Raw genomic sequence first — 25,253 nt, forward strand, 5'->3', positions numbered from 1 at the left:
CGGACTTGGGATCGCACCCACACGGAGCCGCGCGGCATGAGAGGAAGGCGAGGACGATCAGGTGTCGGCGCATGGTTGCCACCCGGCTCCGGCAACCGCAAGAATTCAGCTCTTGAAGCCTGAATCCTCTGGAAGGTCGAGTTCGCTCTTGTTCAGCTCCTCGATATTCACGTCCTTGAACGTGAGAACGCGCACCTGCTTGACGAAGCGCGCAGGGCGGTACATGTCCCACACCCACGCGTCCGCCATCGACACCTCGAAGAAGACCTCTCCCTGGACCGAGTGCACCTGCATCTCGTAGTCGTTGGTGAGGTAGAAACGCCGCTCAGTCTCGATCACGTACTTGAACAGACCGACGACGTCCCGGTACTCCCGATAGAGCTTCAGCTCCATCTCGGTCTCGTACTTCTCGAGGTCCTCGGCGCTCATGGCGTGCTTCCCCTTCGGCGGTGCGTCCCCCCATTGTGCGTCAGCCGCGCGCGCCCCGTCCGGCCCGCCGCGCGATCGGGCCGTACGCTGCCCCGCCGAGGATCATCAGCGCGCCCACGACGATCGCCGTGACCAGCGGAGCCAGCGGCCCCGGTGTGGACGTTCCGCCCGGCAGCGACGAGAAGCCACCGGGGTGCGCCAGCATGCCCAGCCCGCTCATCGGCCAGGCGACGGCGTCGACGCGCGCGTTCACCGCGGACCGCGGCACGGCGCCGTGATCACCGTCTGCCATGTGCACACGGGAGTCGACGGAGTCCATGCGGTGATCCCCGAGGAGGAAGAGCCTGCCCTTGGGAACCGTCGTCTTCTTGAAGGGAGGCTGGGAGTCCGGCCCGGTGTCCTTCAGGTACGGCTCGTCGACGGTCTTGCCGTTGACCGACAGCCGGCCTTGTTTGGTGCAGCAGACGACCTTGTCACCGCCTGTGCCGACCACGCGCTTGACCATCGGCACCGAACCCCAGACGGAGTCCTGGAAGACGACGACGTCGCCCCGTCGGACCTCTTCGCCGTCTATCCGTTCGGCCAGAACCCGGTCACCGGCCTTGACCGTGGGGTTCATGGAGTTCGTCGGCACGGTGTAGGGCTGATACAGCACCGCTCCCCAGGCGAAGGCGCCCAGGAAGAGCACACACCCGACGGCCACGACCAGCCCCGACAGCACATGCCCGAGGCGGCCGTGACTCGTATCGGTCGGTCCAGCGTTGCCCATTACCGCGCTCCCGGTCAGCTCGCCACAACGATTGGGCGCACCTTACCCGTGGTACAAGGCTCCAGGCACAGGGATGTTGATTCAGTCCCTGCTCTGCGGCTCGGCTCCGACGGCAGTACGGACGTCCGCGTTCAACTTCCTGCGCCGGCGCCAGAGGACGAAGGGCACTGCGCCCGCCACCCCCATCACTGCCGGGGCGCTCTCGACCGCCGCCTTGGCGGAGAGCCCCTTCTGCTCGAAGGTCTCCGGCACCGGCAGCGTGGACCATCGCGTCAGCGGCCAGGCGACGAGGACGGCACGGCCCACGACCTGGTCGGCGGGGACGGTGCCGGCGTCGAGCTTCTGATGGAAGCGGGAGTCGAGGGAGTCCTGGCGGTGATCCCCCATCATCCACAGACGTCCCTCCGGCACCTTGACGGGGCCGAACGGCTTGTCGTCACAGGGGGTGTTGCCGGGGAAGAGGTACGTCTCGTCCAGCGGCTTGCCGTTGACCTCGACCTGACCGCCCCGGCTGCACTGGACCGTGTCACCACCCACAGCGATCACACGCTTGATGAGGTCCTGTTCGGCCGCGGACGGCATCAGCCCGACGAAGCTGAGTGTTTCCTGCACCGCTCCCCCGACCCCGCTCGGCTGAGGGACCGGGGACTCGCTGAGCCAGCCGCCCGGGTCGTGGAAGACGACGATCTCGCCGCGCTCCGGCTCGGATCCGAACCACGGCGTCAACTTGTCGACAAGTACCCGGTCTCCGACTTGCAGCGTGTTCTGCATCGAGTTCGACGGGATCGAGAAGGCCTGCACGAGGAACGTCTTGATCAGCAGCGCGAGGACGAGCGCGATTCCGATCAGGAGCGGAAGCTCTCGCCAGAACGACCGCTGCCTGCCTCCACCGCCGGTGCGTCCGGACTCACTTGTGACGTCGTCTTCCACACCCGCGCTCACGCTGAAGTCACTGCCTCTCTCTGCGGTCGGCGGCGCGTCGTCCGCCGCGATCTGGTCTTCGGGGCGGGGACCGGGTGCGTCAGGACGCTTGCCCTCCGGTCCATCATCGCCCTCGTTCTCCCCCTCGCCGGAACCGGAACGAGCGCCGACCGCCAAGTCCCCCACAATCACTCCTCAGAATCCACTGCCGCCTGCCCGACAGCCGGGACAGACCCACCACACCCATAACGAGCGGGAGTTCCGCAGGGATCGGATATTGCGTCACACGGTTGTCACCCGCTGCCTGCTGGGGTGTCGCTCCACCCGCGGCCTGCGGGACTGAGGAGAACGCATCAGTCTCCTCCAGCTTGCCCCAATGATCGAACGGCCATGCGATGACCACTGCACGCCCGACCACCATCTCTTCAGGAACAGCGCCGTCACCCTTGTCGTTCAGGTGGTACCGGGAGTCGGCGGACCGGGAGCGGTGGTCGCCCAGGACGAAGACGCGTCCGTTGGGAACAGTGATGTCGAACTTGCTCTCCGAGGGTTTGTTGCCGGGGAAGAGGTACGGCTCCTCGATCGCCTTGCCGTTGACCGTCACCTTGCCGTTCGCGTCGCAGCACTTGACCTTGTCGCCACCGACTCCCACCACGCGTTTGATCAGGTCCTGCTCGCTGTCCGACGGCAGGAGCCCGATGAAGGTGAGGAACTGCTTGCCCTGCTTGATCCCGACGGGGTCTTCCTGACGCTGCTCACCAGGCGGCAGCCATCCGCCCGGATCCTTGAAGACGACGACGTCTCCGCGCTGGGCCTTGGTGCCGAACCAGGGGGTCAACTTGTCGACCAGCACCCGGTCTCCGACGCGGATGGTGTTCTCCATCGAGCCTGACGGGATGACGAACGCCTGCACGAGGAACGTCTTCAGCACCAGCGCGATTGCCAGGGCGACGACCACGAGAATCGGGATCTCTTTGGTGATCGACAGCCTCCTGCGACGCTTGGCCCGCGTCGCGGCCCGGCGCCGCTCGGCCCGGCCGCCGCTGGGCCCGGTGGGGATGCCCAGCCGCTCGTCCCTGGTCTCACGGCCGGCCAGGGTGGCCGCACGCGCGTTGACGACGCCCAACGGCATCGTCTCCCCCGTGAGGTTGGGGGGCATCGGGCCGGGCGGCTGGTCGTAGCCCGGGGACGGCCCGACGGCTCCGGGAGCCCTGGTCGTCACTGCGGAGCCGGCTGCCGCGGGGCTGTACGGCGGCGGAGCCGCGCCCGCCGAGGTGCCGAAGTAATCGAACGGCTCGCTGTAGTCGTACTCCCCGGAGTAGCCGTTGCCGCCGTAGGAACCGTTGGGGGAAGAGGCGCCGTTCGCGCCGTAGCCGTTGCGCCCGTATCCGTTTCCGCCGTAATTGTCCGCGCCGCTCGCACCGTTGGGGACGGGGCCGGGACGGGCGAAGGGGTTGCCGTCGCCGTCGCTCGGCACTCCGTAGTCGTAACGGTTCCGCCCGCCTGGACCTTGGCGGCCCTCGTAGAGGGGACCCGTGCGGTCAGCCATGGGCACCTGCCTCAGTACTCTGCACCGACCCCCACCGCTCCATCGGCCATCCGATCCCGTCGGCCCTGCCGATCACCCGCTCCACGGGCACGGTGCCGCCGCCGGGGTCGCCGAGGTGGGCCCGGGAGTCGCTGGAATCGGAACGGTGATCCCCCATCACCCACAACCGCCCTTGCGGTACTTCGATATCGAACGGTACTGCTGAAGGATCATCGCCCTCGTGCAGATAGTCCTCGTCGAGCGGAACACCGTTTACCTCGATCCTTCCCCGCCTGTCGCAGCAGCGGACCCGGTCCCCGCCGACGCCGATCACACGCTTGACGTAGTCCGTCTCCTCCGGCCTCATCAGGCCGACCGCAGCACCGGCCTTGCGCACGAAGCCGGTTACCGGACTGCCGTCTTCCCCCTCCTCCTGGACGAACGACTCCCTGCCGTCGAAGACCACAACGTCTCCACGGCCCGGAGAGTTGCCGATCCGGTAGGCGAGCTTGTTGACCAGGATGCGGTCCCCGACCTTGAGAGTGGGGGCCATCGAAGAAGAGGGGATCAGAAAAGGCTGCACCACGAAAGCGCTGACCAGCAAGAGGACGCTGAGCAGCAACGCCGCACCCGCACACAGGCGAGCGGAGCGTGACCAGCGTCTCCGCCCCGGATCCACGGGGTTCGAGACGCGGTCGCGCTCCGCGTCGTCCTGCTGCTGCGCATCGGTGGCCATCGAACAGCAAGCCTAGCTGCCCGACGGACTGCCGACAGGGCGATCAGTTCTCGCGCTTCTCCTTGATCTTGGCGGCCTTGCCGCGGAGCTCACGCAGGTAGTACAGCTTCGCGCGGCGGACGTCACCGCGGGTCACGACCTCGATCTTCTCCACGATCGGGGTGTGCACCGGGAAGGTGCGCTCGACGCCGACACCGAAGCTCACCTTGCGGACGGTGAACGTCTCACGCACGCCCGCGCCCTGGCGGCGGATGACGACGCCCTTGAACTGCTGGACACGGGAGCGGTTTCCCTCGATGACGCGCACGTGCACGTTGACCGTGTCACCGGGGCGGAAGGCCGGGAGGTCCTCACGGAGGGAGGCTGCGTCGACCTGGTCGAGAAGCTGCGACATGACCGTCTGCTTTCCTCGCTGATGCCACAGGTCATCAGCGGAATGATCGTGATGATGATTGGGGAGCGCCACCTCCGTGCGGGCGTCGGTCCCCCTGTGGCAGGGTCGCCGCGCCGGGTGTGGAGCAGCCGCCTATTCTTCCACGCGCTTCCCCGTCGGCCAAAATCGGCCGTCCTCGTCCTGGCTCCAGCCGAGCTCTTCGAGCGTCGCGCGGTCGTGCTTGTCGAGCGCTGCCGGGTCGCACCGGGCGATGAGGTCCGGCCGGTTGGCGCTCGTACGGGCCAGTGCCTGGTCGCGGCGCCACCGGGCGATCCGGCCGTGATGCCCGCTGAGCAGCACCTCCGGGATGCCGCGGCCCCGCCACTCCGGCGGCTTCGTGTAGACCGGGCCTTCCAGAAGGTCCGCCATCGCACCGGCTGCGAACGAGTCGTCACGGTGCGACTCCGCGTTTCCCAGCACGCCCGGCACCAGCCGGGCGATCGCCTCCACCATCACCAGGACCGGCGCTTCCCCTCCGGCGAGCACGTAGTCGCCGACGGAGACCTCCCGCACGTCCACGTGTTCGTAGTACTCCTCGATCACGCGGCGGTCGATGCCCTCGTACCGTGCGGGCGTGAAGACGAGCCACGGGCGTGCGGAGAGTTCGACCGCGAGCTCCTGGTCGAAGGGCCGGCCGCTGGGGGTGGGCACGATCAGCACGGGAGGCGCGGCGTCCGCCGCGGCGGAGCCGAGGACCTCGTCGAGTGCCTCGCCCCACGGCTCGGGCTTCATGACCATGCCCGGCCCGCCGCCGTAGGGGGTGTCGTCCACCGTGTGGTGCTTGTCGTGTGTCCAGCAGCGCAGATCGTGCACGCGTACGTCGAGCAGTCCGCGGGCGCGGGCCTTGCCGACGAGGGAGACGTTCAGCGGCTCCAGGTACTCCGGGAAGATGGTGACGACGTCGATCCTCACCGCGCGCCGTCCTCCCCGTCCGAGGAGGTGCGGGGCTCGCTGCCGCTCCCCGCGTCCCCTTCAGGCTCCGGGGCGTGGCTTCCGGACACCGCGTCGTCTTCGTCCTCCCCTTCGTCGAGCAGCCCCGGGGGCGGGTCGACGAGGATGCGCTGCGCGTCCAGATCGATCTCGGGCACGATCTCGGTGACGAACGGGATCAGCGCCTCGCTGCCGTCCTCCCGCCGGACGACCAGCAGGTCCTGCCCGGGCGGGTGCGCAACTTCCTCGACCCTGCCGACGGTCGTTCCGCCCCGGGTCACCACGTCGAGATCGATCAGCTGGTGATCGTAGAACTCGTCGGGATCCTCAGGGCGTTCCTCTGGGTCGACCTCGGCGATGAGCAGTGTGTTGCGCAACGCCTCTGCCGCAGTGCGATCGTTCACGCCCTCGAATCGCAGCAGCAGCCGGCCGCTGTGGACCCGTCCGCGCTCGATGGTGAGCGGTCCGGCCTCCGGAGGGTCCGTGGAGAGCACCGCGCCCGGCCCGAGCCTCGCTTCCGGCTCGTCCGTCCGTACTTCCACGGTGACTTCGCCCTTGATGCCGTGGGCGCGGCCGATGCGTGCGACTACTAGCTGCACTGTGCCCTCTCCGTGCTTACACGTTCGTAGTGTCCGACTGTCCGTCACCGCCCGGCCGCCGGTACGTCCAGCTCCTGCCCGCGCCCCTTAGGGCGGGCCGGCGGGTGAACGCAGCGCGAGGCGGGCCTTGCACGAACGCGGGCCGGGGACGGCGAGTTGCCGTCCCCGGCCCGCGCCGGTACTGCTTCGGGACCGCTCAGCGGACCTGGTCGACGTCGACGAGGTCGACGCGGACGCCACGGCCGCCGAGGGCGCTGACGACGGTACGCAGGGCGCGAGCCGTGCGGCCGCTGCGGCCGATGACCTTGCCGAGGTCGTCCGGGTGGACCCGGACCTCCAGCACACGGCCACGACGCAGGGTGCGGGACTCGACCTGCACCTCGTCGGGATTGTCGACGATGCCCTTAACCAAGTGCTCGAGGGCCTCCTCGAGCATGCTCAGGCCCCGGTCGACTCGTTGGAGGACTCAGCCTTACCGGCCTCGTCCGCCTTCTTGTCGGACTTCTTGGCCTTCGGGGTGATCGCCTCACCCTTGGGCTCGTCCGCCGACTCCTTGGCGGCCGCCTCGAAGAGGGCCTTCTTGTCCGCCTTGGGCTCGGCGACCTTCATCGGCTCCGGGGCGGGCAGGCCCTTGAACTTCTGCCAGTCACCGGTGACCTTGAGGATGGCCGCGACCGGCTCGGTCGGCTGCGCGCCGACACCCAGCCAGTACTGGACGCGCTCCGAGTCGACCTCGATACGCGAAGGGTTCTGCACCGGGTGGTAGAGCCCGATCTCCTCGATCGCACGGCCGTCACGGCGCGTGCGGGAGTCGGCCACGATGATGCGGTAGTGCGGCGAACGGATCTTGCCCAGTCGCTTCAGCTTGATCTTGACTGCCACTGCTGTGGTGTCTCCTGGTCTTGACGTGGGTGGACACGACGGGTGGCCACGTGGGGTTGCGGTACCCGGATGTCCGATGGACGCGTCAGTCGGAGGAGAGAGGGGTCCTGTGCGACTGTCGAGTACAGCCGTCCATGATGCCATACCTGACCCGGGTGGCCGAACCTCCCCTACGGGCCTCACGCCCCACCCGGAGCCTCAGCCCGGCAGCGTCAGAGAACGCCGTCGACGACGTGGGGACGCGCCGGTTCCGCGACTCGCAGCAGGGGGACGCATCGACGTCGGTCACCGAGGCGAGTACCAGGCGACGGGCATCAAGCGAGGCCGACGGAGCCTGGGGCCCGCCGGCCTCCCTCATGCCGAGACACCGCGCCGCATGACGCACTGACCCCGCAGGCGCGCTCCTGCGCGCCTGCCGCGGGTCAGCCGACAGCGGCCGCGACCGCCTGGACTCTCCCCGCTGCGGGGGCCTGCTCGCCCACCGTCTCGGGAATGCGGAACTGCTTGCCGCAGGCTCCGCACATGATCGGCGCCTGCGCCAGGACCGACGGCACGACGCGGACGTTCCGCCCGCAGTCGCAGACGGCCTTGACTCTCACGCCGCCGCCGGACGAGCCGTGCCTTGCGGCAGGCCCGCGGAAGCTGCTTCCTGTGTCGGTCTCCGTCGCCGCGCTGTATGCCGCCAGCGCTCGCTGAAGGCGCTCGCTGGTGGGGCGGTAGCGCCGTCTGGTGTCGGGAGAGGGAGCCACGAGTGAGAAACCGCTGCTCGGATGTGGCTCTTCGGGGTGTACGAGGCCGAGTTCCTCGGCGATCGCGAGGAATCTGCGGTTGTGGTAGCGGCCCGCCCGGGACGTGTCACGGATGCCGCGCGCGGCGGCGATGCCGTGGACAGCCTCGTGCAGCAGCCGCTCGAAGGAGAGTCCGCTGCCACATGCGGACGAGGACTCTCCGATCAGTGATTCGGGGGCAGCGAGGTCCGGCAGCTCGGAGTGGTGCCTTTGAATGTCGGCCCAAGCAGCTGCCAGCTCGGCGGCGAGGACAGGTGGTGTCGTGCTCACGTCGTGCTCAACGAGTCGGACCGCCTCAGTGTTCCGATTCCGGGGCAACCTAAATAATTTGCACGTACCGGTCAGTCCCCGCCCGAGGTTCTCCGAGCGGGCAGTCGTGATGGAAACGTGGAGAATCCACACAGCCGACACAACCGGGATCTACCTCTGGATAGACCCGGTCGGTAGCGATCGGTACACCTGGGTGACCATACCGACATACCCGGGAGCCCCATCAACCGGGGTATCCCCAGCTCATTGGCAATATCCGGGATTCTGATTACTATCCGCCCATGCCTCACCACGCCGACGAGCGTTTCCTGACTCGTAACGGCATGGCCGCCCGTCAACTGGCTGCACTGCTACTGAATCACGCACCTCAGAGCCGCCTTCCGAGACTGCGCGACTTCGCCGGCGAGCTGAAGGTGGGCAACGGGACCGTGCAGGCAGGGCTGCAGCTGCTGGAGGAGGCCGGTGCCGTCGAGACGAAGGCGCGCGGACACCTGGGCACGTTCCTCATACGGTCCGACCGCGCCGCCCTGTGGCGGCTGGCGGGTCTGGGGACGCTCCTCGCGGCCATGCCGCTGCCGTACTCGCACCGCTACGAAGGGCTGGCCACCGGACTCAAGGCCGCCTTCGAGGAGGCCGGGGCACCGTTCGCCGTCACATTCATGCGGGGAGCCTCCACGCGCCTGGCGGCGCTCCTCGAGCACAAGGCGGACCTCGTGGTCCTCTCCCGGTTCGCCGCGGACCGGCTCACCGCCGACCACCCGGTGGAGCTTCTCGCGGACTTGGGGCCGGGCACATACGTGGGGTCGCACGGGCTTCTGCTGCGCCGTGGCGTCGCACTCGGGACGAAGGGGCTCCGCGTCGCGGTCGACTCCTCTTCGGAGGACCTGCGAATGCTGACCGCCCGCGCGTTCGCGGGGCGCGAGGACATCGAGTGGGTGGAGTCGTCCTACATGCAGCTGCGCGGACTCTTCGCGCGCGAGCGCGTGGACGCGACGGTGTGGAACCTCGACGAGGTGAGCGACCACCTCGGCCCCGACGTCGAAGTGATGCCTCTGCGCGAGGAGATCGACCTCGAGCTCGCACAGCGCAATTCCAGCGCCGCCCTGATCGGACGGGCGGGCGAGGGCGACGCCCTGGCGACGGTGCGCTCCTCACTGGACTTCGAGCTCGTCACGCGCGTGCAGTGTGAAGTGCTGCGGGGAGAACGCGTACCGCTGTACTGAGAAAGCAGAGCACCGGGGGTCCTCAAAATCCAGAATCCTGGTTACTGTCATGCCTGGTGGGAGCACCCGCGGAAGGACATGCCATGGAGGAGAAGCTGACCCTTCGTATCCAGTTGTTCCGGGAGAGCGGTCAAGTACGCGCCGAAGTGGCCGACTTCGTCCGTGCGGAGCTGGAGGCGCTGGCCGGTGACGGCCGCACCGTCACCGAGGAGACCGCGGGGATGCTCACCAGCCATCTGATGATGGCGCTGCACAGGGCGCAGAACGGCGAGCCGATCGAAGCGCCCGACGGGCAGGAGGCCATCGCCGCCGAACTCGCCGAGGTGCCGACGGCGGTCGATACGGCACAGCAGATCGCAGACCGTGCCGAGCAGCGACTCGGCGCCTCCCTGCCCCCGTCCGAAGTCGCATATCTGGCACTGCACATGGCCGTGCTCGACCGGCGTTCCCCGATGGCACAGGCCGCGCCTGAGCAGACGAACGACTGACACCGGTCCGGAACCGCACCGGCGGCGAAGCCGCGTACAGCAGAAAGGAGACCGCCGTGACGAGGATCCTCACCGGTGGCGTCGGCAAGGCCCAAGTCGCCGAAGAGCTCGGCGAGCTGGGTATCGGCGGGCTTGAGATCACCGTCTCCAGCGACATGGAGGCCGCGATGAAGCTGCGCGCCGGCCAGGCCGACTACTACCTGGGCACCTGCCACACCGGAGCCGGAGCCTCCCTGGGTGTGCTGCTCGGGGTGCTGGGCAGCGGCACGTGTCACACCTTCGGACGGCGCGTCCCCACCGAGGAGGACGTCGCGGAACTCCTCGACAGCGGCAAGAAGGTCTTCGGCTTCGGCATGGACCAGATCTGCGACACGGCACCGGTGATCGCCCGTGCCATCGCGGCACGCAACGCCTGACCACTCTTCGCCCGAACCCCCTGACCGCTACACCGGGTCCCAAGGAGCAGCCCTGTGAGCACCCTTCTGGCCGGCGCGGTGAGCGCGGGCAAGCACAGCCTCGACCTGTCGCTGGCGCAGCAGATCACCGTCGTCGTCCTGTGTGCGCTGACGGCTCTCATATCCCATATGGCTCTGGCCGTGTTCAACGACGGCGTTCGGCCCTTCATGCTGGACTTCATCCAGGGCAACAGCACGCGGAACGCCACGACAGCTGTTTCCTTCGGACTGTCCGCGGGGTTCATCTTCGGACTCGGGGCGCCGATGGCGCTCTCCACCGGAGTGCTGAACCCCTGGCTTCTCTTCCTGCCGACCGACGTGCTCGGCATCCTCTCGCCGAAGAAATGGATCGCCCCGCTGCTGGGCGGCGCATGGGGCGCGGTGATCATCTTCGGGCTCAACGGCGCGAACGAGGTGGCGCACGACCTCCCCGTCGACTTCCTCACCGCCATGCAGGAGATGTCGACGCCGATCCTCTTCCTGTTCACGCTCTTCCCGGTGCTGGCCATCACCCGGCAGTTCGGCAAGCTCCGCGGCGCTGTGGCGGGCGTAGTGGAACTGGCGCTGGTGATCGTGACGATGAAGCTCTGGCCGGACGTCTTCCCGGGCGCGCCGGCCATGGCGGTCGGAGTGGTCACGCTGATCGGCTTCGCCGTCGCCAAGGACATGCGGCAGCGGCGCGCCGAGCGTGCGGAGAAAGCCGCGGCGGAGCCGGACGAGCAGGGGGGCGACGCGTCACAGCAGGATGTTCCTGTCGACGATCCGATGCAGTCGCTGTTCAGCGCGAGCGCAGCGCGGCTGCGGCGGCATCTTCCGATCTTCATGGTGCTCGGTGCGGGCGTCTGCCTGCTCGCGCAGATGCATGTCTTCGGCGGTGGTGAGGCGACGAGCTTCCTGATAGCCGACGGCGACTACGCGGGTGCCGCGCAGGTCGACTTCTACCGCGTCTTCGGGTTCATCCCGCTGATCGCCACCACGGCGCTCGCCTCCGGTGCATACGCCATCGCCGGCTTCACGTTCGTCTACCCGGTCGGATATCTGCTGCCGAGTCCGTGGCTCGCGCTGCTGGCGGGCGCCGCGATCTTCGCCGTGGAGGTGCTGGCGCTGTCGTGGATCGGGAAGGTGCTCGGCAGGCTGCCGTCCGTACGCGACTCGTCCGAGCATCTGCGCAACGCGATCAGCGAAAGCCTCTGGCTGGCCATCCTGTTCGGGTCCCTGCTGGCGGCCAACACGATGGGCGGCGGCCTCGGCATTCTGATCGTGGGCGGTCTGTATCTGCTGAACGAGGCCATGGGGCGGGTCGTGGTACGGATGGCCGCCGCACCCGCCGCGGTGCTGGTGGGCGGTGTGCTGCTCAACCTTCTGCACTGGCTGGACTTGTTCACACCGGTCAAGGGCTGACGGGGGCAGCCGTACGCATCTCGGCCGGCCGCGCCGCCGGCCCTCAGGAAGGCACCAGCACCATGCACGAGCCGTACCGTCCCCGGCAGTCAACGGCCCCGTCCGCCGCCGAACCGTCCGAGCAGGCGGCCCCGGGAGCGCTGCTGCGCACCGTCGCCGGGGAGCTGTCTCCATCGGTCGTGGACGGGCCGGTCCTGGCGCACGAGCATCTCGCTCTGGACCTGTCGCGCGAGTCCGACACGACAGCGGTACTCGGTCCTGATCACCGCGAGCCTGTCGCCGTCGAACTGGCCGAGCTGCGCGGCACGTACGGCCTGTCGCTCGTCGTCGAACTGACCTGCCGTGGAATGGGCCGCGATGTGCCGGCGCTCGCCGAGATCTCCCGGCGGTCCGGTGTACATGTGGTCACCGCGACAGGCTGGTACTACGAACGGTTCCATCCGCGGGACATCGCGTCCCTGAGTGAGACCGAGCTGACCGATCTGCTGGTGAGGGACATCCGGGAAGGCATCGGCTCGACGGGAGTGCGGCCCGGAGTCATCGGAGAGGTCGGCAGCCACGGCGACGAACCGAGCAGCGCGGAGAACCGGACACTGTCGGCGGCTGCGCGCGCAGCAGTGGCGACAGGGCTGTCCGTCGCCACGCACGCGCAGCTGGGACGCGGCGGCCTCGCACAGCTGGACCTGCTCACCAGGGCGGGCGTTCCGCCGCACCGCATCAGCATCGGGCACCAGGATCTGCTCGACGACCCGGCAGTCCACCGTGAGCTCGCTGCAGCCGGCGCGTACGTCGCCCTGGACACCGTCGGGAAGGAGAGCTACCAGAGCGACAGGACGCGCCTGCGGCTGCTGCTGGCGCTGCTGGAGGCCGGCCACGCGGACAGAGTGCTGCTCAGTTGCGACGTGTCACGGTTCGGCTATCTGCGCAGCGAGGGCGGAACGGGGTACGGCCATCTCTTCCGGTCCTTCCTGCCGCAGGTACGGGCGGCGGGGGCCGACGAGGAGATCATCGATCTGCTGACGCGCCGCAATCCGCTCCGCTTCCTGGCGGGCGGAGACAACCGGACAGACCAGCCGGACAGCGAGGAGCCGTGAGATGGACGTGCAACTGCCACAGACTTTCCCGCTGCCCACTGTCCTGCTGGACGAGGCGATCCAGCAGCAGTTCCGTCTCCTGGAGTGCACGGCACGCCATTTCGAGGGTCAGCAGCTGTTCGAGCCGGACGCGGGAGTGGTGCCGGACCTGGGCAGACCGCGTACGACTGCGCGCGTCGAGGCGGTGCTTGCCGACTTCTTCGGCACGGAAGATGCGGCGCTCGTGCAAGGTGCCGGTACGGGAGCGATCCGCGCCGCACTCTCCGCGGCGGTCCCCGCCGGGGAGGAACTGCTCATCCACAGGGCGCCGGTCTACCGCACGACTGAAGTCACGTTGCGCGGTCTGGGCGTTCGCACAGTGGACGTGGACTTCAACGACGGGGACGAACTGGACCGGGCTCTCTCCAGCGGCCGCTTCCACCACGCCTACCTGCAGCACACCCGGCAGCGCCTCGGCGACTCCTACTCCCCGGGGGAGGTCCTCGCGGCCTTCCGGGCGGGGGGCGTGCGCTCAGTGGTCGACGACAACTACTCCGTATTCCGCGTGCCGTCCTGCGGAGTGCAACTCGGCGCGGACGTCTCCTGCTTCTCCCTGTTCAAACTGCACGGCCCGGAGGGTGTCGGCGCGGTCGTCGGCGCTCGCGACGTCATCACCGGAGTGCGCGCGGACAACTACTCGGGAGGCGGCCAGGTACAGGGGCACCAGGCCCTCGACGCCCTGCGCGCGCTGACGCACGTGCCCGTCATGTGGGCCGTGCAGTCGCGCACGGGCGCTGAGGTCGCGCAGCGGCTGCAGGCCGGCGAGGTCCCCGGAGTGGCGGAGGTGCGCATCGCCAACGCGCAGGACCGGTGCCTGCTGGTGCGCCTCGAACACCCCGTCGCCCGCGAACTGCCGGCGTTCGCCGCCCGCCACGGGGCCGCCGCGTACCCGGTCGGCTCCAACTCGCGGTACGAGATCGCGCCGCTCTTCTACCGCATGTCCAGCTCCTCGCTCGACGACGCACCCGAACTGGCCGACTGGACCGTACGGATCAACCCCATGCGAGCAGGAGCGGACCTCGTGATCCACATCCTCCGGCGGAGCCTCGAAGACCTCTTCGCCGCGCACGACCTGCCCGCCGTCCGGAAGGGCTGATCTTGTTCCTCGACACCGTCCTCGCCCGCAATCCGGAACTGGCCGAGGCAGCGGCCGTACTGCACGACAGGGGCGCGGTCCCCCCGGACACCTATGTGGTCGACCGCGACGCGGTGGAGGCGAACGCCGAGCTGCTGGCCCGTGAGGCACAGCGGCTGGGGCTCGGGCTCTGGTTCGTCGTCAAGCATCTGGGCCGCAACCCGGAACTGATCCGGGCCGTCGCCCGCCACCTGCCCGAGGCCGCGGCCATCGACGCCCCGGAGGCGCGTGCTCTGAACGCCGCCGGAGCCCGCCCCGCCAACGTGGGCCACCTGGTCCAGATCCCGCGGCGTGCGCTGCCGGAGGTACTGGCCTGGCGGCCGTCGTACGTGACCGTCTTCGACACGGACAACGCTCGCGCCGTCTCGGCGGAGGCCGTCCGCCAAAGCACCGTCCAGGACGTGCTCGTACGCGTCGAGGGCGACCCGAGGTCCGTCTATCCCGGGCAGGAAGGCGGCGTGCCGCTGGAGCGTCTGGACTCCTTCGCCGAGGCAGCCGAGGCACTGCCGGGAATCCGTATCGCCGGTGTGACGGGCTTCCCGTGCCTGCTGTGCGATCCCCGGACGGGCACTCCGCAGCCGACGACGACCTTCGCCCTGCTCCGGAAAGCGCGCGCACAGCTGGCCGGGCGCGGGCACACCGGTCTGAGGCTCAGCGCACCGAGCGCCACCTGCGTCGCGAGTCTCCCCCTGCTGTCGGATCTCGGCGCGACGCACGGCGAACCCGGTCACGCGCTCACGGGGACGACGCCGCTGCACGCGCTCGACCAGAAGCAGCCCGAGCGTCCCGCGTACGTCTACGTCACCGAGGTCTCCCACACGCTCGCAGACGGCCGCCCCGCACTGCACGGAGGCGGTTTCTACCCCCGGGCAGACATCAGGGACGCGCTGCTGTACCGGACCGGCACGCGGCTTCGCGTCGGCGGTATCCCGGCGGAGAACATCGACTACTACCGACTGCTCTCCGCGTCTGGTCACGGCCACGCGGACGGCGCTCCCCGTTCCGCACGGACAGATGTACGCGCGGGGGACACAGCAGTGCTGGCCTTCCGCACCCAGATCTTCGTCACGCGCAGCAACGTGGCGGTCGTCTCCGGTCTCTCCTCGGGCGCCCCGGAACTGACCGGGCTGTACGGACCGCTCGGAGGTGCCCTGTGACGGGCGGAACGGTGGCCGGGAGGACGTTGATCGTCGTCGTGGACGGCCTCGGCATCGGCGCCATGCCGGACGCCGGAGAGCTCCGTCCGGGCGACCGGGCAGCGGACACCCTGGGCCACCTGCTGGACCACTGCCGCAGCGAGCGCGGCACAGCGCTGCGTCTGCCCACGCTCGGCGCGCTGGGTCTGGGTCTGCTGCACCCGCACCCCGACCTCGCCGGAGGGACGGAGCTGCCGGTCGCCGTCGCGCGGGCGGGTCTCGGCTACCCCGGAGCGGACACCTACGCGGGCCACCAGACGATGACGGGCGCCGACTTCAGCCAGGTCACCGTCGCGAACCTCGGCCGGTTCCTGCCCGAGGTGACCGCGGCCGTCGAGAAGGCGGGCCACCACGTCGAACTGCTCGACGGCCGGGCGCTGCTGGTGGTCGACGGCCGAGTGCTCGTGCACGACAACCTGGAGGCCGACCCCGGCATCAACTGGAACGTCTCCGGGCGGCTCCAGGACCTGCCTTTCGAGGAGATCCTCGCCCTCGCCCGCACAGTCCGCGCCGTTGCCCCGGTCGCCAGGGTCATCGCGGTGGGCGGTCACGCGGAGCGGCCGCTTCCGGCGTATGTACGGCCCGGCGACGGCGGCACAGTGGGGCTCGACACCCCGGCCACCGGGTTCTACCGCAACGGCGGCCTGCAGGTGCAGCACCTGGGCGCCCCGATGGACCACGCACGCCAGCTCCCGGAGGTGGCCGCCCGGGCGGGCGCCGCGGTGGCCCTCGTCGGCAAGGCGGCCGACATCCTGTCCTGCGATTCGGCGGTACGCCTGCCCGCGGTGCGGACGGACGAGGTGCTGACGCACACGCTCGCGGTGCTGCGGGACAGGGCGCACGGGGTGCCGGACGGTCCCGGCAGCAGGCGGCCTGGCGAGGGCGGGCTGCTGGTCGTGGCCAACGTCCAGGAGACCGACCTGGCGGGCCATCAGCAGGACGCCCGGCGCTACGGCAGCGTGCTGGAGCAGGTGGACTCCGGACTCGGCGCGCTGGTCGAGGAGTTGTGCCGTCCCGGCGACCGTCTGATCGTCACGGCCGACCACGGGAACGACCCGACGATCGGACACGCCTGCCACACCCGCGAGTACGTCCCGGTGCTCATCCACCGGCCGGACGCCGCACGGACAGAGGTCCTCGCGGATGCGGGCGGCCTGGCCGACGTGGGAGCCACAGCCGCCCGCTTCCTGGGTCTCGATCCCGGCGAGCTCGCCGCCGGTACACCGCTGCGTGCCTGACGGGACGGACAGCGGCCCACCGGCGGTTGCGCTGCAGAGGTGACCGCGGCCCAGTGCCACGTTCCGTCACCCGGCAGTGCGCGTCAGCCGGAGACGCGGTCCCGCTGATCGGGCACGATGCTGCCGTCCGGGCGGCGCATCGCGGAGAGCGATCCGTCCTCGTTGATGTGGCCCGTGGTGGCGCAGGGGAACGGCGACGCCTTCCGCGGCAGCGGTTCGATGAACATGGGGTTCACGAGCCAGCGGCCGTCCGCGTTGTCGTAGGCGCGGCACATGATCTCGTTCTTGTTCCGGTTGAGGACGAGGTGCGCCCCCGTGGCGTCACGCACGAAGGTGACGTCGGTGTCGGCGTCACCTCCGCCCAGGGCGATGCGGCGTGCGCTGTCCTGACGTTCCCAGGCCGCCGGGCCGTCGATCCCGTAGACGTCCTGGTTGATCCAGCAGCGCTTGCCGTCGATGTAGGGGATGGTCTCCCCCTTGCTCGCAGGCTCGCCGCCGCAGCCCTCGTTGCGGTAGGTGATCCGGCCGTCCCGCAGGACGCTGCGGATGGCGATCGTGTGCTCGGCGTCGACGCCGACGCCCTTGGCCCAAGCCTCGGCGGCGTACTCGACGCCCGCGGAGACGATGTACACCTCGAATCCGGCCCGCTGGAGCGTGCGGATCAGGTCCTTCTGCTGCGGGTAGTAGCGCACGTACGCGGGCATCGTGTGGGTCCCGACCTTCATCTCGCTGCCCACCGGCGCGGCGAGGCTCTTCTTGCGCCCCGCTTCCGCGTACGCGGAGACCTCCCGCGGCGTGTGACCGGCGAACAGCTGGGCCACCCAGGCGTATTCGGGCACTGTGCGGCGGTGGTTCCAGCGACCGCCGAAGGCCGGGTCGCCGTCCATGGTCTGCGCTTCGGTGCGGATCTCGAAGATCTCGTCGGTGCACTCGGCGTCCGTGGACGTGGGCAGCGGGCTGCCTACGGGGACAGACGTCCCGCACGCTTCGGTGAGCGCGCGGTCAGCGGCGGGAGTGAGCCACTTGCTGGTGTCGCTCCAGCTCCTCGGGCGGAGAATCTTGTCGTGCTGGAGAGCCCACACGAGCGTGACGTCTGTCGTGTCGTTCTTCACGACTGTGTTGTCCCAGTCGAACGCCGCGACGGGGCGGTGGTTCGAACCGCCCGCACGCTCCGAACGGCCGCACGTGCCGCGCTCGTCGATCAGCCGCTGGAGCGCTGACCGGTTCTTCCCGTACCACTTCAGCTTCTTGTCGAGCTGGGGGCACTTCGCTGCAGGTGCGTGGCGGGCGCCGGCGGCCTCCGGGGCGTGCGGTGCGCCGGAGGCCGCGACGGCGGGGGCGGGGACGGCGGCGGTCAGCGCCGCGGCCGCGAGGCTCATGGCAACGAGGGCGGATCGAGTGCGCACAGGGCTCTCCGGTCAGTCGTAGCGCGGGTGACGTGGAATCACCGGGAAGTTCGACTGTTCCCCCGTCACCACTCCGAGTGACGTGCACAGTACATCTATCACCTGGCGGGACTCCCGGGTTCGTCCACCGAGAGCAAGAAACCGGAGGTACTGAGCGCTCGGGCGCACGGCCTGGCGGGGCGGGCCGGTCACCGGCCGCCCGGAGGCAGGCGGGTCAGGGCCGGCCCTGCCCCTGGCGCTGCTCCTGGCGAACGCCCGCCCGTTCTTCGCGCGCGACGCCCCGCTCGACGAGGTCCAGTTCGGGCGTCTGCCATTCCTCGGCCGTCATCGCGAACCGCTCGTGGTCCCGCCAGGCGTCGTCGAGGAAGAGCATGCGCGGCGAAAACCCCTCGTGCCGGAAGCCGAGACGGCGCGCCATCGCGATGGAACGGTCGTTGTCGGGCTGGACGTTGATCTCCAGCCGGTGCAGACCGAGCCCCTCCGGCGCACTGGCGAAGCACCTGTCGACGATCAGCCGCATCCCCTCGGTCATGCGTCCGGTACCGGCGTACGGTACGTAACTGTCGTAGCCGAGCGCGCCGTTGCAGAAGCGGGCGCGGACGATGTTGGCGACGTTGACGCGCCCGACCAGCCCGTCGTCCTCTTTGTCGAAGATCATGAAGCTGCGCAGGGCGGGACCCTGACGGCGAAGCAGATCGGGCAGCCCGTCCGGCTCGACCGGGTTCCATGGGCTGAGGTGGTCGGCGGAGCGGAGGACCGCCTCACGGTAGGCAGTCTCGTCGCCGGGCTGCGGGGGCCGGATGTATACGCGCATGCACGACATCATCCGCCCCCGCGCCCGATGGTTCACTTCGGGGGCAGCATGTCCTTGAACTCCTGCGGCAGCTCGAAGTCGCCGCCGCCCTGTTCCGCGCCGCCGCCGGCGCCGCCGAAAGCACCACCCTGGCCTGCGGCCTTGCGCTGTGCGGCCGCCTGCTCCTCCTGCTTGCGCTTCATCGGGTTGCCCGACTGACGCTTGCCCTTCGCCTTCTTCGGCTGCTTCTTCTTCCGCCCTGCACCGCCGCCCATGCCCGGCATCCCGGGCATTCCCGGCATACCGCCGCCCTGCGCCATGCGGGACATCATCTTGCGCGCCTCGAAGAAACGCTCGACGAGGTTCTTCACGGCGCTGACGTCCACACCGGAGCCCCGGGCGATGCGGGCGCGGCGCGAACCGTTGATGATCGTGGGCTCGGCACGCTCGTTCGGGGTCATCGACTTGATGATCGCGGCCGTGCGGTCGACCTCGCGCTCGTCGAGGTCGTTGATCTGGTCCTTCATCTGGCCCATACCGGGCATCATCCCGAGCAGCTTGGAGATCGAGCCCATCTTGCGGACCTGCTCCATCTGCGCCAGGAAGTCGTCGAGCGTGAACTCCTTGGGCCCCTTCTGCAGCTTCGCGGCCATCTTCTCGGCCTCTTGCTGGCTGAAGGTCTGCTCCGCCTTCTCGATCAGCGTGAGCATGTCGCCCATGCCGAGGATGCGGGACGCCATGCGGTCCGGGTGGAACGCGTCGAAGTCGTCCAGCTTCTCGCCGTTGGAGGCGAACATGATCTGCTTGCCCGTGACCTGCGCCACGGACAGGGCGGCGCCGCCTCGCGCGTCGCCGTCGAGCTTCGAGAGCACCACGCCGTCGAAGCCGACGCCGTCGCGGAAGGCCTCCGCGGTGGTGACGGCGTCCTGACCGATCATGGCGTCGACGACGAAGAGGATCTCGTCGGGGCTGACCGCGTCACGGATGTCGGCGGCCTGCCGCATGAGTTCCTCGTCGATGCCGAGGCGTCCGGCGGTGTCGACGACGACCACGTCGTGGTGCTTGTCGCGGGCGTACCCCACGGAGTCCTGGGCGACCTTGACCGGGTCGCCCACGCCGTTCCCGGGCTCCGGCGCGTAGACGGCCACCTCTGCCCGCTCCGCGACGACGGAGAGCTGGTTGACGGCGTCCGGGCGCTGGAGGTCACAGGCGACCAGCAGCGGGGCGTGGCCCTGCTGCTTGAGCCAGCGGCCGAGCTTGCCGGCGAGCGTCGTCTTACCGGAGCCCTGCAGACCGGCGAGCATGATGACGGTCGGCGGGTTCTTGGCGTACCGCAGGCGGCGGGTCTCGCCGCCGAGGATGCCGACGAGCTCCTCGTTGACGATCTTGATGACCTGCTGGGCGGGGTTCAGGGCCTGAGAGACCTCCGCCCCGGCGGCGCGCTCCTTGACCTGCTTGATGAAGGCGCGGACGACGGGGAGGGCGACATCCGCCTCCAGCAGGGCGATGCGGATCTCGCGCGCCGTGGCGTCGATGTCCGCCTCGGACAAGCGGCCCTTGCCCCGTAGGTTCTTGAAGGTCGCTGCGAGGCGATCGGAGAGAGTGTCGAACACGGCGGTCGCGGATCCTTCGCGTCTGGGTACTGGGTTCAGTCGGAGTCGGCCTCCCAGGGTATCCGTCCGCACGCACTCCGGTCAGGTCCGGTCAGCGACCCCGCACCGGGCCCGCGGGGACGGCCCCTCCGCTTCCCAGGTCCCGTTCGAGGTCACGGGCGAGCCCGGCGGCCTCAGCCGGCGGCAGAGGCGCGCTGTCGGGACCCGTGACGTAGAACGCGTCCACGGCGTTGGAGCCGAGCGTGCTGACGTGCGCGCTGCGCACGATCACGCCCGCGCCCTCCAGCGCCCGGCCGATGCGGTAGAGCAATCCCTGCGCGTCCTGTGCGCGAACTTCCAGGACAGTGGCCACGTCCGAGCCGGCCGGAGCGACGCTCACACGCGGAGGCGGCGCGTGGCTGACCCGCCGGGGCCTGCGATAGGCGACTTCACGCTCGGCGAGGCGGGCGGCGATGTCGAGCGAGCCGTCGAGGGCACGGGCCAGGTCGGCGCGCAACCGCGTCGCGAGCGGCAGCGATCCGAATTCCGTGGCGACCCGCCACGACAGCAGCATGACGGACGCCTCGCTTCCCCGGCCGGGCGCCGAGTCCGGCACCCGTAGCGCCCGCAGGTCGGCGGAGCGGACAGTGAGACGGTGCAGCGCGAGGACACCCGCCACGGCTGGCAGAACACCCATCGCGTACGGGCCGGACGTGTCCGGTGCGGTAGTCGGATCGTCCGGGGCGGGCGGCGCGGGGACAGCGACGAGCAGTTCGACGCCCACGGGGTCCTGCTCCGGCAGTGCTTCACGATCACCCTCCGGAAGTGCCGCAGAGCCGTCCTCCGCAGGTCCCTCCGGTCGGCTGCGCAGCGTGAGCACGGGGCCGCCGGACTGCCACGCCTCTGAGGCGAGCTGCTCTGCCTCGGCTGTGGGCACGTAGGGATGGGTGTGCTGTTCGGCAGTCTCCCCGGCGAGTACTCCGGCAACTCTTTTCACCAGATCGGTGACGAGCGCACTGCGCCACGACGACCAGGCGGCCGGGCCGGTGGCGAGTGCGTCGGCCTCTGTCAGCGCGTGCAGCAGGTCGAGCGTGCCGGCCGATCCGACAGCGTCGGCGACGGAGCGGATGGTCGCCGGGTCGTCCAGATCGCGCCGGGTCGCCGTCTCGACCAGCAGCAGGTGGTGGCGTACGAGCGTCGCCACGACCTCGACGTCGGGGGCGGCGAACCCCATGCGACAGGCGGTGTCGCGGGCGATCGTCTCGCCCACGATCGAGTGGTCCCCCGGCCAGCCCTTGCCGATGTCGTGCAGCAGAGCACCCACCAGCAGCAGATCGGGCCGCTGCACGCGGCGCGTCAGGGCGGAGGCGCGGACGGCTGTCTCGACGAGATGACGGTCGACGGTGAACCGGTGGACCGGGTTGCGCTGCGGGCGGCAGCGGACGCGCTCCCAGTCCGGTAGCAGCCGCGTGATGAGGCCCTCCGCCTCCAGCGCCTCCCAGACGGGCACCGTGGCCTCCCCCGCCCCGAGCAGGCTGACGAACTGCTGGCGAGCCTCCGCGGGCCACGGCACGGGCAGCGGGTCGTACGCAGTCGCCGCCTCCCGCGCGCCGGTCGTACCCCGTCCGCTCGTCTCACTTGTCCCGCTCGTCCCGCTCGTCGCAGCCATGGACGTCTGACCGCCCGCCCCCGCGGACAGTCCCGACGCCGGACGGCTCCCCCGCGGACCCGCGCCACGGGACGCCTCGGCCAGCCGCCGCACGGCCGGCGGTGCGAGCGGGAGCTGCGCCTGTGCCGCCGCGGCGGCCGCACGCAGCAGGAGCACCGGATCGCGCTCCGGCCGGGCAGCGCGTGCGAGCACTGCCTCGCCGTCGTGCTCGACGACGCCCTCCGCGAGCGGAGTACGCCCCTGGTCGGCGGCGCGACGGCTTCCGCCGCCCAGCATCCCCCGCAGCCGCGACGATCTGCCCGCACGCCCCCGCAGGACGCGGTTCACCTCGCGCCACGTCACGTCGTTCGCGTAGGCGATGGTGCGCGCGGCTTCGTAGACCTGCCGCAGCAGCACGTCCGAGTCGAGCAGCCCGAGAGCTGTGGCGACCTGGCTCTGGTCCTGCTGGGCGAGCCTGTCGGTGGCGCGGCCCGTGGCCAGGTGCAGCGCGTCGCGGACGTCGAGCAGCACCCGCCGGGCCCCCTCCAGTCCGCCGCGCGGCGGGTCCGCCAGCCAGGAGGCCGCCACCGCACGCAGCAGCGTGGCGTCGCGCAGGCCTCCCCGCGCCTCCTTCAGGTCCGGTTCGAGAAGGAAACGCAGCTCGCCGTGCGAGTGCGTCCGTTCATCGGCCAGCTCTCCGGCCTCTGGCAGGCGCTTGTGCGCTTCCGCACGCCACCTGGCGAACGCTTCCCCCCTCAGCTGCGCCGTGAGCGCCTCGTCGCCGGCGACGTGCCGCGCGTCCAGCAATCCCAGCTGCACCTTGAGGTCCTGCTGCGCGACCGCGCGAACCTCGGAAGGCGTCCGCACAGAGTGGTCGAGCGCGATGCCGAGGTCCCAGACCGGATACCAGATCTGGTCGGCGAGCCGCGCGATCTCACCCTTCGCCCTGCTCCCGTCGTGCAGGAGCAGCAGGTCGAGGTCGCTGCGCGGTGACAGCTCGCCCCGGCCGTACCCGCCGACCGCCACGAGCGCGACGCCCGGGTCCGCGGGCCCTAGCAGCCCGCACAGCCACTGGTCGGTGATGCGTGCGAGTTCCTCGCGCCGCGCCGGACCGGACGACGCTCCGCCCAGCGGCCGGAGGTCCCCGACGCCCGCGACAGCGTTCCGGGCGCCGTCGAGGAGGCGCAGCCGCGCCGCCGCGTACCCGCCCGGCCGCAGGGCGGGTACGGCTTCCGGAGCGGCGACCGCCCGTGTGGTTTCGGTTTGTTCGACCATGTTCGGTCCCCGGTTCCTGTCCGTGCCGGCGGCTTGCTGCTGCTCGCAGCGCGAAGGGCTGCGGGGCGTCCCGGACGCACCCGCACTCAGCGCGGGACGCCCGGGACGTCCTAGGGGCTGTCTGACAAATGGCGCCGTTCGCCCGGAGGGCGGGGCTCGCGTCGTCTGGTGCGTGCGGATGCAAGGCGGAGGTCCGTCCTCGTAGTGGGCTACTCGGTCGGTCCGACAACGCAGCAGACGTGCGTGCCAGGCGGGATTTGTCAGACAGGCCCTAGAGGGCGTCCGGCCCGCGCTCGCCCGTGCGCACCCGTACTGCCGTCTCCACTGGCACCGTCCAGACCTTGCCGTCGCCGATCTTTCCGGTGCGGGCCGACTTGACGACGACTTCGAGCAGTTCGTCCGCGTCCTCGTCCTCGGCCAGAACCTCGATGCGCACCTTGGGCACCAGGTCGACGGTGTACTCCGCGCCCCGGTAGACCTCTGTGTGGCCGCGCTGGCGTCCGTAGCCACTGGCCTCGGTGACGGTCAGCCCCTGCACGCCGAAGGCGCGCAGCGCCTCCTTCACGTCCTCCAGCTGGTGCGGCTTGACGACCGCGGTGATGAGCTTCATGCGTCCACCTTCTTGTCGGAGAGCTGACCGGGCGCCGCCACTGCTTCGTGCTGTCCGCCGGCGCCCTGTACGGCCGGGGCGGGACGGGCGGAGGACGAGGAACCGCCGACCGCGCTGAAGTCGTAGGCGGTCTCCGCGTGGTACGCCCTATCGAGCCCGCTCGTCTCGTCGTCCTCACCGGCGCGGAAGCCGATCGTCACGTCGATCAGCTTGGCGATGATCCAGGCCACCGCGAAGGAGTACGCCATCACCGCGAAGGCCCCGACGGCCTGCTTTCCGAACTGGCCGAGACCGCCCGCACCGTCGACGGCCAGGAATCCCACCATCAGCGTGCCGATCAGCCCGCCGACGAGATGGACGCCCACGACGTCGAGCGAGTCGTCGAAGCCCAGCTTGAACTTGAGGCTGACCGCCCAGGAGCACACCGCTCCGGCGACCACTCCGACAGCGAGCGCACCGGGCGCGTTGACGTTCGCCCCCGCGGGCGTGATCGCGACGAGGCCCGCGATGGCCCCGGACGCCGCGCCCAGCGTCGTGAACGCCCCGTGCCGGATGCGCTCGTACAGCAGCCATCCGAGGACCGCGGCGCCGGTGGCGAGCTGGGTGTTCATGGCCATGGTCGCCGCGGTGCCGTCGGCGGCGAGGGCCGAACCCGCGTTGAACCCGAACCAGCCGAACCACAGCAGCGCCGCGCCCAGCACCACCAGCGGAAGGCTGTGCGGCCGCATGGGCTCCTTCTTGAAGCCGATCCGCTTGCCCACGACGAGGACGGCGGCCAGCGCACCGACACCCGCGTTGATGTGGACGGCCGTTCCGCCGGCGAAGTCGATGACGCCGAGCTCGAACAGCCAGCCGCCCTCCGCCCAGACCCAGTGGGCCACTGGGAAGTAGACGACAGTCGCCCACACCGCGATGAAGACGGCCCAGGCCCCGAACTTCACACGGTCGGCCAGCGCACCGCTCATCAGCGCGGGCGTCAGGATGGCGAACATCATCTGGAAGAGCGCGAAGGCGAAGACGGGGATGCCGCCCTTCTCGGTCAGCGTCTCGACCGTGATGCCCTTCAGGCCGATGAAGTCGAGGTTCCCGATGACGCCGGCCGTGTCGGGGCCGAACGCCAGGGAGTAGCCGTAGAGCACCCACAGGACGCTCAGGATGCCCAGGGAGATGAAGGACATCATCAGCATGTTGAGGGCACTCTTGACCCTGACCATGCCGCCGTAGAAGAAGGCGAGTCCTGGTGTCATCAGCATGACCAGGAACGCGCTGAGCATGACGAAAGCGGTATCCGCGCCGTTCAACGTGAACGTCTCCTCAGGTAACGACCCGTGCGGGTGGACGGGATGGGCCGGGGATGCTCGCAAGGCTCCACGGG

General features: G+C 69.9%; 25 protein-coding genes. 8 read left to right on the forward strand and 17 right to left on the reverse strand.

The window, feature by feature from the left end:
- Positions 1-105: 105 nt before the first annotated feature.
- The 11 genes from IEY56_RS10725 to IEY56_RS10775 form a co-directional block, all read right to left on the reverse strand.
- On the reverse strand, positions 106-429 hold the full coding sequence (locus IEY56_RS10725; protein ID WP_045864991.1) for a DUF2469 domain-containing protein: 324 nt from the start codon (positions 427-429) through the stop codon (positions 106-108).
- Positions 430-469: 40 nt separating this feature from the next.
- On the reverse strand, positions 470-1,198 hold the full coding sequence (lepB, locus tag IEY56_RS10730) for a signal peptidase I (RefSeq protein WP_189036914.1): 729 nt from the start codon (positions 1,196-1,198) through the stop codon (positions 470-472).
- Positions 1,199-1,279: 81 nt separating this feature from the next.
- A complete protein-coding gene (gene lepB, locus IEY56_RS10735) occupies positions 1,280-2,296 on the reverse strand; it encodes a signal peptidase I (RefSeq protein ID WP_373292066.1) in 1,017 nt (338 codons plus the stop codon).
- Complete coding sequence (gene lepB, locus IEY56_RS10740) at positions 2,244-3,251, reverse strand: signal peptidase I (protein WP_189037061.1); 1,008 nt, start codon at positions 3,249-3,251, stop codon at positions 2,244-2,246. Before lepB (IEY56_RS10740) ends, lepB (IEY56_RS10735) begins: the two co-directional genes overlap by 53 nt.
- A 409-nt stretch (positions 3,252-3,660) precedes the next feature.
- Positions 3,661-4,383, reverse strand: coding sequence for a signal peptidase I (lepB, locus tag IEY56_RS10745; RefSeq protein WP_189036916.1), 723 nt, complete (start codon positions 4,381-4,383; stop codon positions 3,661-3,663).
- A gap of 43 nt (positions 4,384-4,426) precedes the next feature.
- The gene (rplS, locus tag IEY56_RS10750; protein ID WP_045864988.1) at positions 4,427-4,777 is read right to left on the reverse strand and encodes a 50S ribosomal protein L19; all 351 of its coding nucleotides are present in this window, start codon (positions 4,775-4,777) and stop codon (positions 4,427-4,429) included.
- Positions 4,778-4,909: 132 nt separating this feature from the next.
- A complete protein-coding gene (gene trmD / locus IEY56_RS10755) occupies positions 4,910-5,728 on the reverse strand; it encodes a tRNA (guanosine(37)-N1)-methyltransferase TrmD (RefSeq protein ID WP_189036917.1) in 819 nt (272 codons plus the stop codon).
- Positions 5,725-6,345, reverse strand: a complete 621-nt coding sequence (rimM, locus tag IEY56_RS10760) for a ribosome maturation factor RimM (protein ID WP_189036918.1) — start codon at positions 6,343-6,345, stop codon at positions 5,725-5,727. Before rimM ends, trmD begins: the two co-directional genes overlap by 4 nt.
- A gap of 196 nt (positions 6,346-6,541) precedes the next feature.
- A complete protein-coding gene (locus tag IEY56_RS10765; protein ID WP_028435408.1) occupies positions 6,542-6,781 on the reverse strand; it encodes an RNA-binding protein in 240 nt (79 codons plus the stop codon).
- A gap of 2 nt (positions 6,782-6,783) precedes the next feature.
- Positions 6,784-7,227 (reverse strand): 30S ribosomal protein S16, encoded by a 444-nt coding sequence (rpsP, locus tag IEY56_RS10770; protein WP_189036919.1) that lies wholly within the window; start codon positions 7,225-7,227, stop codon positions 6,784-6,786.
- Positions 7,228-7,649: 422 nt separating this feature from the next.
- Positions 7,650-8,333: a hypothetical protein gene (locus IEY56_RS10775; protein WP_189036920.1), complete on the reverse strand. Its 684-nt coding sequence runs from the start codon at positions 8,331-8,333 to the stop codon at positions 7,650-7,652.
- Positions 8,334-8,566: 233 nt separating this feature from the next.
- Between IEY56_RS10775 and yhfZ the strand changes: the two genes are divergently transcribed.
- From yhfZ to IEY56_RS10815, 8 genes are all read left to right on the forward strand, one after another.
- Positions 8,567-9,508, forward strand: coding sequence for a GntR family transcriptional regulator YhfZ (yhfZ, locus tag IEY56_RS10780; RefSeq protein ID WP_189036921.1), 942 nt, complete (start codon positions 8,567-8,569; stop codon positions 9,506-9,508).
- 83 nt (positions 9,509-9,591) lie between these two features.
- Positions 9,592-9,996 carry a PRD domain-containing protein gene (locus IEY56_RS10785; RefSeq protein WP_189036922.1) on the forward strand — a complete coding sequence of 135 codons (405 nt, stop codon included), beginning with the start codon at positions 9,592-9,594 and terminating at the stop codon, positions 9,994-9,996.
- Positions 9,997-10,052: 56 nt separating this feature from the next.
- Positions 10,053-10,412 carry a DUF2620 domain-containing protein gene (locus tag IEY56_RS10790; RefSeq protein WP_189036923.1) on the forward strand — a complete coding sequence of 120 codons (360 nt, stop codon included), beginning with the start codon at positions 10,053-10,055 and terminating at the stop codon, positions 10,410-10,412.
- Between the two features lie 54 nt (positions 10,413-10,466).
- The gene (locus IEY56_RS10795; RefSeq protein ID WP_229711780.1) at positions 10,467-11,852 is read left to right on the forward strand and encodes a YhfT family protein; all 1,386 of its coding nucleotides are present in this window, start codon (positions 10,467-10,469) and stop codon (positions 11,850-11,852) included.
- Between the two features lie 62 nt (positions 11,853-11,914).
- On the forward strand, positions 11,915-12,946 hold the full coding sequence (locus IEY56_RS10800) for a phosphotriesterase family protein (RefSeq protein WP_189036924.1): 1,032 nt from the start codon (positions 11,915-11,917) through the stop codon (positions 12,944-12,946).
- Position 12,947: 1 nt separating this feature from the next.
- The gene (locus tag IEY56_RS10805) at positions 12,948-14,081 is read left to right on the forward strand and encodes an aminotransferase class V-fold PLP-dependent enzyme (protein ID WP_189036925.1); all 1,134 of its coding nucleotides are present in this window, start codon (positions 12,948-12,950) and stop codon (positions 14,079-14,081) included.
- Between the two features lie 2 nt (positions 14,082-14,083).
- Positions 14,084-15,277 (forward strand): alanine racemase, encoded by a 1,194-nt coding sequence (locus IEY56_RS10810; protein ID WP_189036926.1) that lies wholly within the window; start codon positions 14,084-14,086, stop codon positions 15,275-15,277.
- The gene (locus tag IEY56_RS10815) at positions 15,274-16,554 is read left to right on the forward strand and encodes a phosphopentomutase (RefSeq protein WP_189036927.1); all 1,281 of its coding nucleotides are present in this window, start codon (positions 15,274-15,276) and stop codon (positions 16,552-16,554) included. Before IEY56_RS10810 ends, IEY56_RS10815 begins: the two co-directional genes overlap by 4 nt.
- Positions 16,555-16,637: 83 nt before the next feature.
- Here IEY56_RS10815 and IEY56_RS10820 read toward each other — a convergent pair whose 3' ends face one another.
- From IEY56_RS10820 to IEY56_RS10845, 6 genes are all read right to left on the reverse strand, one after another.
- The gene (locus IEY56_RS10820) at positions 16,638-17,960 is read right to left on the reverse strand and encodes a haloacid dehalogenase-like hydrolase (protein WP_229711781.1); all 1,323 of its coding nucleotides are present in this window, start codon (positions 17,958-17,960) and stop codon (positions 16,638-16,640) included.
- Between the two features lie 214 nt (positions 17,961-18,174).
- Positions 18,175-18,786 (reverse strand): GNAT family N-acetyltransferase, encoded by a 612-nt coding sequence (locus tag IEY56_RS10825; RefSeq protein WP_189037064.1) that lies wholly within the window; start codon positions 18,784-18,786, stop codon positions 18,175-18,177.
- A 20-nt stretch (positions 18,787-18,806) separates the two neighbouring features.
- Positions 18,807-20,366, reverse strand: a complete 1,560-nt coding sequence (gene ffh, locus IEY56_RS10830) for a signal recognition particle protein (protein WP_189036928.1) — start codon at positions 20,364-20,366, stop codon at positions 18,807-18,809.
- Positions 20,367-20,457: 91 nt separating this feature from the next.
- On the reverse strand, positions 20,458-23,268 hold the full coding sequence (locus IEY56_RS10835) for a bifunctional uridylyltransferase/uridylyl-removing enzyme (RefSeq protein ID WP_189036929.1): 2,811 nt from the start codon (positions 23,266-23,268) through the stop codon (positions 20,458-20,460).
- A gap of 271 nt (positions 23,269-23,539) precedes the next feature.
- Positions 23,540-23,878, reverse strand: coding sequence for a P-II family nitrogen regulator (locus tag IEY56_RS10840; RefSeq protein WP_189036930.1), 339 nt, complete (start codon positions 23,876-23,878; stop codon positions 23,540-23,542).
- On the reverse strand, positions 23,875-25,179 hold the full coding sequence (locus tag IEY56_RS10845; protein ID WP_189036931.1) for an ammonium transporter: 1,305 nt from the start codon (positions 25,177-25,179) through the stop codon (positions 23,875-23,877). The genes IEY56_RS10840 and IEY56_RS10845 overlap by 4 nt, the downstream gene beginning before the upstream one ends.
- Positions 25,180-25,253 lie beyond the last annotated feature (74 nt).

This window comes from Streptomyces daqingensis (assembly GCF_014645895.1).
GTDB lineage: Bacteria > Actinomycetota > Actinomycetes > Streptomycetales > Streptomycetaceae > Streptomyces > Streptomyces daqingensis.